Annotated in this window: 12 protein-coding genes; 4 read left to right on the top strand and 8 right to left on the bottom strand. The window is 64.3% G+C overall.

All coding sequences use genetic code 11. From position 1 onward, the window contains the following. Positions 1-113: 113 nt before the first annotated feature. Positions 114-1,490 (bottom strand): dihydrolipoyl dehydrogenase, encoded by a 1,377-nt coding sequence (lpdA, locus tag QZL63_RS11095; RefSeq protein ID WP_022309358.1) that lies wholly within the window; start codon positions 1,488-1,490, stop codon positions 114-116. A 79-nt stretch (positions 1,491-1,569) separates the two neighbouring features. Next, entirely contained in the window at positions 1,570-3,267 is a 1,698-nt protein-coding gene (locus QZL63_RS11090; RefSeq protein ID WP_022309357.1) for a C69 family dipeptidase, read from the bottom strand. 144 nt (positions 3,268-3,411) lie between these two features. Here QZL63_RS11090 and QZL63_RS11085 point away from each other — a divergent pair, with 144 nt between their 5' ends. From QZL63_RS11085 to proC, 3 genes are all read left to right on the top strand, one after another. Beyond that, positions 3,412-4,635 carry a DUF4784 family protein gene (locus tag QZL63_RS11085; protein WP_022309356.1) on the top strand — a complete coding sequence of 408 codons (1,224 nt, stop codon included), beginning with the start codon at positions 3,412-3,414 and terminating at the stop codon, positions 4,633-4,635. Positions 4,636-4,770: 135 nt separating this feature from the next. Then, positions 4,771-5,439, top strand: a complete 669-nt coding sequence (locus tag QZL63_RS11080) for a YggS family pyridoxal phosphate-dependent enzyme (RefSeq protein ID WP_022309355.1) — start codon at positions 4,771-4,773, stop codon at positions 5,437-5,439. A 66-nt stretch (positions 5,440-5,505) separates the two neighbouring features. Then, the gene (gene proC, locus QZL63_RS11075) at positions 5,506-6,288 is read left to right on the top strand and encodes a pyrroline-5-carboxylate reductase (RefSeq protein ID WP_290587206.1); all 783 of its coding nucleotides are present in this window, start codon (positions 5,506-5,508) and stop codon (positions 6,286-6,288) included. A 95-nt stretch (positions 6,289-6,383) separates the two neighbouring features. On the opposite strand, the gene QZL63_RS11070 is transcribed toward proC, so the two are convergent. From QZL63_RS11070 to QZL63_RS11045, 6 genes are all read right to left on the bottom strand, one after another. Next, positions 6,384-7,586, bottom strand: a complete 1,203-nt coding sequence (locus tag QZL63_RS11070; protein WP_022309353.1) for a peptidoglycan DD-metalloendopeptidase family protein — start codon at positions 7,584-7,586, stop codon at positions 6,384-6,386. A gap of 19 nt (positions 7,587-7,605) precedes the next feature. Further along, the gene (locus tag QZL63_RS11065) at positions 7,606-8,178 is read right to left on the bottom strand and encodes a DUF3109 family protein (RefSeq protein WP_022309352.1); all 573 of its coding nucleotides are present in this window, start codon (positions 8,176-8,178) and stop codon (positions 7,606-7,608) included. Beyond that, positions 8,175-9,161, bottom strand: coding sequence for a D-alanine--D-alanine ligase (locus QZL63_RS11060; protein ID WP_022309351.1), 987 nt, complete (start codon positions 9,159-9,161; stop codon positions 8,175-8,177). The genes QZL63_RS11065 and QZL63_RS11060 overlap by 4 nt, the downstream gene beginning before the upstream one ends. A gap of 102 nt (positions 9,162-9,263) precedes the next feature. Next, positions 9,264-10,073: a nicotinate-nicotinamide nucleotide adenylyltransferase gene (locus QZL63_RS11055; RefSeq protein ID WP_022309350.1), complete on the bottom strand. Its 810-nt coding sequence runs from the start codon at positions 10,071-10,073 to the stop codon at positions 9,264-9,266. A gap of 2 nt (positions 10,074-10,075) precedes the next feature. Next, positions 10,076-10,639 carry a guanylate kinase gene (gene gmk, locus QZL63_RS11050; RefSeq protein ID WP_022309349.1) on the bottom strand — a complete coding sequence of 188 codons (564 nt, stop codon included), beginning with the start codon at positions 10,637-10,639 and terminating at the stop codon, positions 10,076-10,078. Further along, entirely contained in the window at positions 10,639-11,511 is an 873-nt protein-coding gene (locus QZL63_RS11045) for a YicC/YloC family endoribonuclease (RefSeq protein WP_290587266.1), read from the bottom strand. Before QZL63_RS11045 ends, gmk begins: the two co-directional genes overlap by 1 nt. Positions 11,512-11,694: 183 nt before the next feature. Here QZL63_RS11045 and serC point away from each other — a divergent pair. Beyond that, the coding region (gene serC / locus QZL63_RS11040; RefSeq protein WP_290587203.1) for a 3-phosphoserine/phosphohydroxythreonine transaminase at positions 11,695-12,507 on the top strand (813 nt) is incomplete at its 3' end.

The following is a 12,507-nucleotide window of genomic DNA, read 5'->3' as shown; positions in this document are numbered from 1 at the left end:
GGCACGCCGCGGCCTTGGACCCTTGCCGGCCGTTTTGTCGGTCGGAAGATGAAACGAGGGCTGCCTCCGGGAGACCGGAAGCAGCCCTCGCCGTTTTTCCGTTGCGGCGGCGCCTACAGATGGATCGCGGCCCCCAGGGCGGCCTCGGCGGCCTCCATGATGCCTTCGTTCATCGTCGGATGGGCATGGATCGTGCGGGCGATCCGGTGGGCCGTGGCGCCGAGCGTGCGGGCCAGGGTCGGCTCGGCCAGCATCTCCGTCACCGACGCGCCGACCATGTGGGCGCCCAGCAGGCGCTCCTCCTCGTCGAAGATCAGCTTTACGAACCCGTCGCGGTCGCCGGCTGCCGTGGCCTTGCCCGAGGCCGTGAAGGGGAAGCGTCCGATCTTCACCGCGAGACCCCGTTCGGCGGCCTGCTGCTCGGTCATGCCGACCGATGCCACCTCGGGTTGCGTGAAGACGCACGAGGGGATGGTCGTGTAGTCCACCGGCTCGGGGTTCAGCCCGCAGATGGCCTCCACGCAGCAGATGCCCTCAGCCGAAGCGACGTGGGCCAGTGCCGGACCCGGCACGATGTCGCCGATGGCGTAGATGCCCGGCACGTTCGTGCGGTAGAAGGAATCCACCGCCACCTTGCCGCGCTCGACCGCGACGCCCAGCTCCTCGAGTCCGATTCCCTCGATGTTGGACTGGATGCCGACGGCCGAGAGGACGATGTCGGCCGAGAGGGTCTCCGCCCCCTTCCTGCCTTCGATCTCCACCTCGCAGCGACCCTCGCCATTGACCCGCACGGCCTTGACCGTGGTGCCCGTGAGTACCGAGGCCCGCAGTTTGCGGAAGGCGCGCTCCATGGCCTTCGACACCTCCTCGTCCTCGAGCGGCATCATGCGGGGCATGTACTCGATGACGGTCACCTTGACGCCCAGCGAGGCGTAGAACCAGGCAAACTCGCTGCCGATGGCTCCCGATCCGACGACGATCATCTCCCCGGGCAGGCGGTCGAGCGTGAGGGCCTGCTTCGAGGTGATGACGTGCTCGCCGTCCACGGGCATGAAGGGCATCTCGCGGGGGCGTGCCCCGGTAGCCAGGATGATGTGGTCGGCCTCATACTCGGTGCCCTCCACGTCGAGGCGTCCGGGGGCGACGAGGCGTCCGAACCCGGCGATCAGGTCGATTTGGTTCTTGCGCAGCAGGAACTGCACGCCCTTTGACATGGTTTCGGCCACGGCGCGCGAGCGGGCGACGATCCTGGCCAGGTCGGGGCGCACTTCGCCCGCGAGTTCCAGTCCGTAGTGTTCGGCGTTGCGGCAGTAGCCGTAGACCTGTGCGCTCTTGAGCAGCGCCTTGGTGGGGATGCACCCCCAGTTGAGGCATACGCCTCCGGCTTCGGCGCGCTCCACGAGCGCCACTTTCCGCCCCAGCTGTGCGGCGCGGATGGCGGCCACGTATCCGCCGGGGCCGCTGCCGACGATGATGATGTCGTATTTCATATCCGATCTTGCGTTTGTCGCGCCCGGCGCCCGCATCCCGTACCCGGGAGGTCGGGATGCGGATGCCGCGGCACGGATGCTATTTCACCACTTTGAGTACCTCGCCGTTGTCGGCCGCCACAGCGCGCTTCCACTTCTCGTTGTAGCCCGGGAACTGGATCTTGTCCGGAATCTGGCGTCCGTTGCCGTTCTCCACGAAGTGTGCCGCCCCGGCATTGCCGTCGAGGTAGTCGAGCACATCGCCGTGCTCGCTCTTCACGTTGCCGTCCATGTATTTGATGAGCAGGTACTTGTCAAGTTTCGACCAGCGGTCGAACAGCTTCTGTGCCGTCTCCACGCTGAAGGTGGTGAGGATGCGGTTGCGGCCCTGCTTCGAGGCGGGCACCTGGGCCTTGGCATCGACCTCGGCCACCTGCTCGAGCAATCCGTTTTCCCAGGCGTCCACGACCTTGCGGATGTCGGCCGAGATCATGTCGTAGCGCATGTAGGCGAAATTCGTCACGCGGTTGAAGAGCCAGAATGCCGACGTCGGCGAGTATTCGAGCATCGAGCCGTTGCCCTCGCGGAAACACTCGGGCACCTCGCTTGCGGAGCAGTAGATCGGTGTCAGACACGACGTGGCGGCGTCGTCCACGCCGAACCAGAGGATGCCCATGTCGGGCGCCACCTCGGGACGGGCCTGTGCCACGAACCAGAAACCGGTCTGCTGCGTGGCCGTGGCGCGTTCGTTGAGGTATTCGACGCCGTCCACCTCGAAGGTCATCGGGCGCCAGCGGTAGGGGCAGTTGTGGCCTCCGGCCCCCAGGTCGCGGGTCATGTCCATCGGCGTGCCCTCGTAGTGGTCGCGCATGCAGTCGAAGACGGTCTTGGGCGACACCTTCGTGCGGGGCTTCACCCACAGCGGCATACGGTTTTCGAGATTGTATCCCATGGCGTAGTCCTCATAGGCGTCCATTCCGTCGGCCACGGTGCGGAAGAAGGCCCAGACGCGGGCGTCGCAGCCGCGCACGGTCCCGAAGTCGGCCGGGCAGTAGGCGTCGGCGAAGCTGAACTCCTCGTCCTTGCCGTCGAAGTAGCCCATCTCGCGGGCGAAGGTCACCACGTCGGGGGCATAGAGGCAGTTCTCGGGGTCGTCGAACGGGAAGGTCGTGATGCGGGCCTGGTTGGCGTGTGCCGAGACGCAACCGTCGGGAATGCGGCGGGCCACCCAGACGATGCCCTTGCGCGTGTTGTTGCCCTGCTCGTCGGGCTGGCTGCCCTTGCCGATGAGCTCCATGATCCACGCCTCCTCGGTGTCGGCGATCGAGAACGACTCGCCGCTCGAGGCATAACCGTAGGTGTTGGCCAGCTCGACGATCGTCGCAATGGCTTCACGGGCGGTCCTGGCACGCTGCAGCGTGATGTAGATGAGCGACCCGTAGTCGATCTGTCCGGCCGGGTCGGTGAGCTCCTCGCGTCCGCCGAAGGTCGTCTCGGCGATGATGAGCGAGTGCTCGTTCATGTTCCCCACGGTCGAGTAGCTCTCCGCGACCTGCGGGATGTCGGTCAGGTAGCGGCCCGTGTCCCATTCGTATACGGGGAGGATCGCCCCTTTCATGTGTTTGCCGCCCGCCGTGTGGTAGAGCGCTCCGTAGAGCGCATGCGAGTCGGCCGCGTAGGAGACCATCACCGAACCGTCGGTCGAGGCTCCCCTTGTGATGATGAAGTTGGTGCAGGCCGAAGCCGTGCCGTATGCGACGAGAGCCGTCGCTGCAAGAATCGCCCGGATGTTTTTCATAGACTTTTTTTGTTTTGCAGCGTAAAGATAAAAAACTATTCCGGAACGGCAAAAAATCCGTATTTTTGTTCCGTTTGCTGACGGTCCGCAGACCGGCGGACCCTCCCCCCCCCGGTTCGGAGGTGGATTAAATCATTGTATATCATGTATCTATGTCGTGTCATGGCGGTGTTGGCCGCCTGTGTGCTCCTGCCCGTCGCGTGCGGCATGCACGAAAACGGCCCCGCCGAACAATTGGTCTCCGGCGTGGTCATGCCCTCCGGTGCCGAACCGTATGCACCCGGTGCGGAGCTCACCGTGACGGGCGAAGGGTTCGCTCCGGACGACCGGATCCTCTTCGAGATCCATTGGACCGGAGGCTCCGGCTCCTTCGCGCCCGAGGGCTATGCCAAGGGCGTTTTCGGGACCGTGACCGCCCTCACGGAGCATTCCGTCTCCTTCCTGGCCCCGGCGCACTACCCTGCCTCGACCGTTTCGGTCATCCTCTTCCGCGGGGGCGACATGCAGACGCTGGGCCGGATCCGGGTTGCCGACGGAGTGCACGAACCGGGCCTCTATGCACTGGTCCTGTCCGGAGCGGGAACGATGCAGCCGGTGCGGATCGACCCCGCGACGGGCGATGCCGCACCCTTCGGGAAGCCCGTTGCCGTCGGACCGCTCCACTCGGTGGTGAGCGCCTCCGGGTCGGGGATTCTTTCGGGCCTCGACGGTGACGGCCGCCTTGTCGCCATCGACCTGGTGACACACCGCCCGACGCCGGAGGAGGGCGGCTGGCTGGCCCTGGGGACGGTCAATCCCGGCGAGGTCTTCCGCTTCGGCCGGGGCAAGGAGCCGGGACAACTCGTGATGTCCGGTTCGGGCTCCCGCATGTGGAACCTGCCCGAGAGCCTTTCTGTGGAGATGCTCGAGCCGTATCCGGTCGTGCGTGCCTCCTCCACCCTGCTGCTGTCGGCGCTCCGCCTGCTGGACGGGACGCGGGCTCCGCTGGAGTTGAGCCTCACGGGCGGTTTGCAGGTCGGTCCGGCAGTCGGGGCCGATGCGCTGATCCCGTTCCGGGGAGTCGGCCGCCGGAGCGATGATGCGGAGGGGTACGAACTCTTTGGGGGTTATGCCCTGTCGGCCGGCGGGACGACCTTCCTGCGGCGTTTCGACCCTGTGGAGGGAAGCCTCGGCGAGACCCTTGCCGAACTTCCCGGGACGGCGCTCTCGCTAACGGAGCTGGCCGCGGCCGACGGCATGCCGGCGACGGTCTGGCTGCTGTGCGGAGACGGCGACAGGCGGATGATCCACGGCTTCGATCCGCTCGGCGGCGACGTGTACACCTTCGCCGCACCCGAGGGGTGCTCGGCACTGGTCGGGGTGCAATAGCCTTTCGGCAGCCTTTCCGTTGCGGAAAATCATTCTGGTCGTTGCGGAAAATCATCCTGCGGGCCCGGGAAAAATCCCCGGGCCCGTACCGTTTTGCGCGAATTTTCCCTATTTTTGTTTCCAAATCGCAAGAACATGTCTGAAACCGCATCCCGTCTGGCCCGTGTGCGGGCCGAACTGCCCGAGGGGGTGACGCTCGTCGCCGTCTCGAAGACCCATCCTGCGGAGCTCATCCGCGAAGCCTACGATGCCGGGCAGCGCCTCTTCGGCGAGAGCCGTCCGCAGGAGCTGCGCGAGAAGTACGAACTTCTGCCCAAGGATATCGAGTGGCACATGATCGGCCACCTGCAGACCAACAAGATCAAGTACATTGCGCCGTTCGTGCGGATGATCCAGTCGGTGGACAGCGCGCGTCTGGCCGAGGCGATCCAGAAGGAGGCGGCCAAGTGCGGCCGCGTGATCGACATCCTGCTCGAGATCCATGTGGCGCAGGAGGAGACCAAGACGGGCTGGGACATCGCCGAACTGCTTCCCTGTGTGGAGTCGGGCCTCTTCTCGACGCTGCCGAACCTGCGTGTGCGCGGGGTGATGGGCATCGCCACCAACACCGACGACGAGGCGGTGATCCGCCGCGATTTCAATGAGCTCCGCCGCTGCTTCGACCTCCTGCGTTCGGCGTTCGGTACGGACTTCGATACCCTCTCGATGGGCATGTCGCATGATTTCCGTCTGGCTGTCGCCTGCGGTTCTACGATGGTGCGTGTCGGTTCGTCGATCTTCGGAGAGCGCGACTATTCGAAATGAGCGCCTGTTCCGCAATGCCGGCTTGCGGGGCGATTCCTGAAAACAGAAAAACAAGACATGAAAGATATGAAGGTAGGTTTTATCGGATTCGGTAACATGGCGCAGGCCCTTGCCCGGGGCTTCGTGCGCACCGGGGCGCTGTCGCCCGACCGGATCGGGGCCTGTGCGCGCGATGCCGCCAAACTGCGCCGCAATACGGAACCCCATGGATTCCGGGCATTCGACTGCGCGGAGGAGGTGGCGACATTCGCCGATGTGGTCGTCGTGGCCGTCAAGCCCCATCAGGTCGAAACGGTCGTTGTCCCGATCCGCGAACGGCTCGCCGGCCGGATCGTCGTGTCGGTCGCCGCGGGTGTCACCTTCGACGATTACGAACGGATGCTCCTGCCCGGAACGGCCCACCTGAGCACGGTCCCCAACACTCCGGTGGCCGTCGGCGAGGGGATCATCGTCTGCGAGCGGCGCGACTCGCTTTCCGAGGCGCAGCGTGCGGCGGTCGAGGAGCTGCTGTCGCATGTCGGCATGCTTTTCCGGGTCGATACCCCGCTGCTGGGCGTTGCCGGCACGGTGTGCGGATGCGGTCCGGCCTTCGTCGCGATGTTCATCGAGGCGCTGGGCGATGCGGCCGTCAAGCACGGCATTCCGCGTGCGGATGCCTACCGCATGGCGAGCCGGATGCTTGCGGGCACGGCGCGTCTGCAGCTCGAGACCGACCGCCACCCCGGGGCGATGAAGGATGATGTCTGCTCGCCGGGCGGCACGACGATCGTCGGTGTGGCCGAACTCGAGCGGCGGGGATTCCGTGCAGCGGTGATCGACGCCGTGGATGCCATCGAGGGCAAACGGTAGCCGCGTCCACCGCCCTCTTCCGCCGCAATGCCAAACAGGCGCCTTCTCCCGCTCGGGGAAGGCGCCTGTTCTTCTTTGTCTTCGGTCCGGAACCGCTACCGCACGCGCAGCGTGCGCCCGATGCGCAGCACGGTGGTCGGTTTGATGCCGTTCAGGGCGCAGATCTTCTTCACGGTCGTGCCGTACTTCACGGCCAGGTGTCCCAGCGTGTCGCCCGAGCGGATCTTGTGGTAGCGCATGGCGGCGCGCTCGGCAGCCTCCTGCTTGTCCTGCCTCTCGTTGGCCTCCTCGTCGTCGAAGTCCTGCCCGGCATTGGAGTAGATGCTCAGGAACGAGCGCTTGAGCAGGAAGACCTCGCGGTTGAGGATGCCGCGCTTGAAGTCGATCAGCCGCTCGGGGTCGAACGACTGCCCGTAGTAGCGGGTCTCGAAGTGCAGGTGGGGTCCGGTGGAACGCCCGGTGGAGCCGCCCAGGCCGATGATGTCGCCCGCCTCGACCCACTGGTTGGGTTCGACGAGCCGCTCGGAGAGGTGGCCGTAGTAGGTCTCCAGCCCGTTGTCGTGGCGGATGATAATCAGGTTGCCGTAGCCGCGCACCGACTGCGAGATGCGCACGCGGCCGCTGAAGGTGGCGTAGATCGTGTCGCGCATCTTGAGCGGCAGATCGACCCCCTGGTGGCGGCGTCCCCGGCGCACGCCGAACTTGCCGCGCGGATTGACCGCACCCTTGTAGGGATAGTGGAATCCCGACGTGGAGTCCACGAGGGTGACGACCACCGACTCGGGAATGTCGGCCTTCGTCACGCTGCTGTACGGGAAGAGTGATTTCGTATCCCAGTACTTCTCGAAGATCGTGCTGTCCTTGGCCACTTCGCGGTTGCGGACATATTTCCAGGAGTTGTCGCCGAAGAGCACGACGTAGAGGGCGTCGTTGCCCGATGAGAGGGTGTCGATGACCGCGAGGTCGTCGGTCTCGAAGGTCGAGTGGATCTCCTTGCGCTCCATGCGGCGGCGCATGTCGGCCACCGAGTCGGCGGCGATCTCCTCGGGCGTGCGAGTGTCGATCTCGGGTGCGGACGTCTCGTCCGTATACTCCTCTTCCTCCTCGGGGCATGCCGAGAGGCATTGCAGCGAGTCGATGAGGGCGGCCTGAAGGGCCGTGACGGCGCGCAGCGAGTCGGCGGCGCGTTCGGCGGCCTCGAGGCGGGCCGCACGGGTCTTCCGGGGATTGCGGGGGGTATGGGCCGCGGCGCTGCAGGCAAGCGAGGCGGCGGCCAGGATCAACAGGTATTTTTTCATGCGTTCGGGTTTTTCCGTGTTATTTGTTTTTCAGCAGGGCCTCGGCGGCTTCGAGGGCCTGGTAGAACTCTGGGCCGAAGCGGCGGATGATCGGCTCGCGCAGGGCCTTGTAGACCGGGATTCCGAGCCGTGCGCCGCAACGGCGGGCCGGGGCGCAGACCGACCAGCGGTGGTAGTTCAGCCCGATGGTCCCGTTCGAGAAGCGCATCAGGCGGATCGGATAGAGGTGGCACGAGATCGGTTTGCGGAAGGGGGTCCTGCCCTCCTGCCACGCCTTTTCGATGGCGCAGAGCGTCACTCCGTTCTCCGTGTAGGCATAGGCGCATTCGGCGTCATTGACCAGCGGGGTCGTCAGGTCGCCTTCCTCGTCCACGACCGTGAACCCTTGCCGCTCGACCGCCTCGATCCCCTCGGGGGTCATGCAGGAGCGGTAGTTGGGGTATTCGCGTTCGAGGATCTTGACCTCGTCCTCTTCGAGCGGTGCACCGGCGTTGCCCTCCACGCAGCAGATGCCCTTGCACTGCGCCAGGTCGCAGGCGAAGCATTCGCGCAGCAGGTCGGCGCTCACGATTTTGTCGTCGATCTCGATCATTTGCGGCAGGTGTCGGCGATGATGATGTCGAACAGCTCCCCGACGGTCATGCCCATGGCGCGCACCTGCTTGGGGACGATGCTCCCGGCGCTCATGCCCGGGATCGAGTTGAGCTCGATGAAATAGGGCTTGCCTTCGGGCGTGACGATGAAGTCCACGCGCACGACGCCCGAGCAGCGGCACGTGCGGTAGGCCTCGAGGGTCATGCGGTTGAGCTCGGCCTTCACCTCGGGCGAGATCCGCGCGGGGGTGATCTCCTCGGAGCAGCCGGCCGTGTACTTGGCCTCGTAGTCGAAGAAGTCCTTTTTGGGGACGATCTCCGTGATGGGGAAGAGGTATTCGCGGCCGCCGGCGACCATCACGCCGCAGCCCATCTCGCGGCCCGTGATGCACTCCTCGACGAGGATTTCGTCGCCCTGTGCGAAGGCCGTGGCGATGGCGGCCGGGAGCTCCTCGGGGGTGTGCACCTTCGTCACGCCGAACGACGATCCGTTGGCGTTGGGCTTCACGAAGAGCGGCATGCCCAGCTTTTCGACGATTGCGGCGGTGTCGATCTCCTCGCCGCGGCGCAGGAAGAGTTCGCGGGCGAGGTTGATGCCGCGCCCGGCCAGCGTACGCTTGGTGGTGATCTTGTCGAAGGTGATGACCGACGAGGTCATCGAGCACGACGAGTAGGGAATCTCCATCATGTCGAGGTAGCCCTGCAGCCTGCCGTCCTCGCCCGGGGTTCCGTGGATGATGATCAGCGCATAGTCGAATGCCTTGCGCTCACCGTCGATCGTCACCGAGAAGTCGTTCTTGTCCACCTGCCACTGCCGTCCGTCGGGGGTCGTGCAGTGCCAGTCGCGGTGGTGCAGGTCGATGACCGTGATGTCGTATTTCGTGTGGTCGAGCGCCGCTTCGATCTGCGCGGCGCTCTGGAGAGCGATCTCCCGCTCGGGGGAGTCGCCGCCCGCCAGGAGGGCGATTTTGAGTTTTTCCATCGTTCGTGTGGTTGTGTTGTTGCCGGCATGCGCCGGCGGTCTGACCCGTGTGCGCCCGGGACTCCGTGCGGCGGACCTTTGCGGTGCGCGGCCCGTGTGCCGTCAGGGGTTGTAAATGTCTTTGTAGCGGAAGTCGAGGATCTCCTGCACCATACCCGTATACTGCCGGGCCTCGGCGTTCCCGGGGTCGATCGCCAGCACGCGGTTGAAGTCGTTGAGTGCCGGCCCCCAGGCGTTGAGGCGGTAGTGCAGGCGTCCGCGCTCGAGGTAGAGTGCCGGGTTTTCGGGCTCTGCGGCGATCGCTGCCGTGAGTGCCTCGATCCGCGAGGCGGGGCTCCACAGCCCCTTGCGGCGGATGTAGTCCGCCACGGCGGGTTCCAGCATGGCGCTCACATCCTCGCCCAGCCCGATGCGGTTGCGGACCTCCGTTGCGGCGAACTCCTGCAGCGGGGCGTCCTCGAGCAGCGTCGTGCGGTCGGCAAAGCGCGAGGTGTCGGCCCCGCGCCGCGGGTAGACGTAGACCGGGTATTCGAGGATCCGCTCGTACTCCTTCCATCCGTCGAGGCGGGCGATCTGATCGCCGCCCATGAGGATCGAGAAGCGCATCTGCGCTCCGTGGTTCTCCTTCAGATAGCGCAGCGTGTCGATCGTATAGGAGGGTTTCGGCAGCAGGAACTCCACCACCGAGGGCTTGATCCGCTCGGGGTATTTCGAGGCGGCGCAGGCGATCTCGGCCATCTCGAAACGGTCCAGTTCGGGAGCCAGCTCCCCGGCCTCCTTGTAGGGGCTTTGGGGCGATACGACGAGTACGACCTCGTCGCACAGCTGCCGGTCGATGACGTGTTCGGCCAGTGCGATGTGGCCCTTGTGCACGGGGTTGAATGACCCGAAATAGAGCATCACGCGCTTCATGGTCACCTGTTGATAAAGGCGTCAAGGATGGCGCACGTCTCTTCGACGGCGTCGTCGAGGCGGTCATTGACGACCGTGTGGTCGAACTCCGGGGCCTTCGTCAGCTCGAACTCGGCCTTTGCCACGCGGCGGTCGATCGCCTCGGGTGAGTCCGTGCCGCGCCCCTCGAGGCGGCGCCGCAGCTCCTCGACCGAGGGGGGCATGATGAAGACCGAGCAGGCGTCCTGACCGAAGATGTGCTTGAGGTTGATGCCGCCCAGCACGTCCACGTCGAATACGATCACGTGGTCCTTCTGCCAGATGCGCTCCACCTCGCTGCGCAGCGTGCCGTAGCAGGTGCCCTTGTAGACCTCCTCCCACTCCACGAAGCGGCTCTCGGCCACGGCCGCGGCAAAGGCCTCCTGCGAGAGGAAATAGTAGTCCACGCCGTCGCGCTCCGCCCCGCGGGGTGCACGGCTGGTGGCCGAAATCGAGAACTCGAGCTGCGGATAGCGCTCCAGCAGCCGGTGGACGATCGTTGTCTTGCCCGATCCGCTCGGGGCCGAAAATATGATGACCTTTCCCATCAGAGTATGTTGAGTACCTGTTCCTTGATCTTTTCCAGCTCGTCCTTCATCTTCACGACGAGGATCTGCATGTTCGATTCGTTGGCCTTCGAGCCGAGGGTGTTGATCTCGCGGCCCATCTCCTGGGCGATGAATCCCAGCTTGCGGCCCGCGGCCTCCTCACCGCCGGCCACCTCGCGGAAGTAGCGGCAGTGGTTGGTCAGGCGCACCTTCTCCTCGGTGATGTCGAGTTTCTCGAGGTAGAAGATCATCTCCTGCTCGAGGCGGTTGCGGTCCACCTCGACCGGGAGTTTCGAGAGGTTGTCCAGAATCCGTGCGCGGATCGTCTCGGTGCGGGCCTTCTCGAAGGGCTCGACCTCCCCTTTGTAGTGTTCGATCAGATCGACGCGGCGCAGCAGGTCGGCGATGAGGATCTCACCCTCCTGCCTGCGGAATTCGTCGAGGCGGTTGCAGGCCTCCTCAACGGCCGCGAGCAGAGCGGCATGCTCCTCTTCCGGGACGTTTTCGGTCTCGGTCGATACCACGTCGGGCAGCCGCAGGATCGCGTGTGTTGCTGCGGCGTCCCACTCCCGGGTGTCGGTTTCGAGCCCTGCGGCCCGGGCCGTCTGGCGCAGTTCGGCGGCATAGGCGGCAAAGGCCTCCTTATTTATATGGGCCGAGGTTTCGACGGCCTGTGATTCGACCGTGACGAAGAGATCGACCTTGCCGCGCAGGAGCGTGCGGGCTACGATGTTGCGGATTTCGTATTCCGACTGGCGGTAGATGGCCGGGAGGCGCATGCCGAGATCGAGCTGCTTGGAGTTCAGCGAGCGGATCTCCACCGAGATTTTGCGATTCGGGAGCGTGGCTTCGCTCTTGCCGAAGCCTGTCATCGATTTTACCATGGCTGGACGTTAAATTTTGGCAAAAATAATAAAAACTATTCAAAAAGGGAGCTCTTGGTTGCAGGTTGTAAAATTTATTTGGCCAGGAGTTGCAGAAATCAATTTTTTTTTGTTTATATTTGTGTTAGTAAACTAACAGTGCGCAAGCGACACTCAAAAATCCATACGATTATGAAAAAGCACAATTTCAATGCTGGACCTTCGATCCTGGCCGACGAGGTGATCGAAAAGGCCGCCAAGGCAGTTCTTGACTTCAACGGATCGGGGCTTTCGGTCCTCTCGATCTCCCACCGCACGAAGGATTTCGATGCCGTGATGGAGGAGGCCGACCGTCTTTTCCGCGAGTTGCTCTCGATCCCCGACAACTACAAGATCTTCTACATCGGCGGCGGTGCGAGCACCTTCTTCTATGAGGTGGCTGCCAACTTCCTCGGCAAGAAGGCCGGCTATGTGAATACGGGCGTATGGTCGAAGAAGGCCATCAAGGAGGCCAAGCGTTACGGCGAAGTGGAGGTTCTGGCTACGTCCGAGGACCGCAACTTCACCTATATCCCGAAGGGTTTCGCCATTCCCGAGGATCTGGACTACCTGCACATCACCTCGAACAATACGATCTACGGTACCGAATACCACGAGGATATCGACTCGCCGGTGCCCCTGATCGCCGACATGTCGTCCGACATCCTGTCGCGTCCGGTCGATGTTTCGAAATACGCCATGATCTACGGCGGTGCGCAGAAGAACCTGGCTCCGGCCGGTGTCGCCTTCGCCATCATCCGCGAGGACATGCTCGACCGCATCGTGCGCGACCTGCCGACGATGGTTTCGTTCCGCACCCATGTCGAGAACAACTCGATGTTCAACACGCCTCCCGTATTCCCGATCTACGTGCTCAAGGAGACGCTCTGCTGGCTCAAGTCAATCGGCGGCGTGGAGGAGATCTACCGCCGCAACCGCGAGAAGGCCGCCCTGCTCTACGGGGAG

The sequence above is a fragment of the Alistipes sp. CAG:268 genome, assembly GCA_000434235.1.
GTDB lineage: Bacteria > Bacteroidota > Bacteroidia > Bacteroidales > Rikenellaceae > Alistipes > Alistipes avistercoris.
Note: the sequence above shows the minus strand (reverse complement) of the source record. Positions and strands in the feature narration are given on the sequence as shown.

Excerpts from the sequence above, each read along its gene's own strand:
- lpdA (WP_022309358.1), bottom strand. The coding sequence starts at position 1,490 with ATGAAATACGACATCATCATCGTCGGCAGCGGCCCCGGCGGATACGTG.
- QZL63_RS11090 (WP_022309357.1), bottom strand. The coding sequence starts at position 3,267 with ATGAAAAACATCCGGGCGATTCTTGCAGCGACGGCTCTCGTCGCATAC.
- QZL63_RS11085 (WP_022309356.1), top strand. The coding sequence starts at position 3,412 with ATGTATCTATGTCGTGTCATGGCGGTGTTGGCCGCCTGTGTGCTCCTG.
- QZL63_RS11080 (WP_022309355.1), top strand. The coding sequence starts at position 4,771 with ATGTCTGAAACCGCATCCCGTCTGGCCCGTGTGCGGGCCGAACTGCCC.
- proC (WP_290587206.1), top strand. The coding sequence starts at position 5,506 with ATGAAGGTAGGTTTTATCGGATTCGGTAACATGGCGCAGGCCCTTGCC.
- QZL63_RS11070 (WP_022309353.1), bottom strand. The coding sequence starts at position 7,586 with ATGAAAAAATACCTGTTGATCCTGGCCGCCGCCTCGCTTGCCTGCAGC.
- QZL63_RS11065 (WP_022309352.1), bottom strand. The coding sequence starts at position 8,178 with ATGATCGAGATCGACGACAAAATCGTGAGCGCCGACCTGCTGCGCGAA.
- QZL63_RS11060 (WP_022309351.1), bottom strand. The coding sequence starts at position 9,161 with ATGGAAAAACTCAAAATCGCCCTCCTGGCGGGCGGCGACTCCCCCGAG.
- QZL63_RS11055 (WP_022309350.1), bottom strand. The coding sequence starts at position 10,073 with ATGAAGCGCGTGATGCTCTATTTCGGGTCATTCAACCCCGTGCACAAG.
- gmk (WP_022309349.1), bottom strand. The coding sequence starts at position 10,639 with ATGGGAAAGGTCATCATATTTTCGGCCCCGAGCGGATCGGGCAAGACA.
- QZL63_RS11045 (WP_290587266.1), bottom strand. The coding sequence starts at position 11,511 with ATGACAGGCTTCGGCAAGAGCGAAGCCACGCTCCCGAATCGCAAAATC.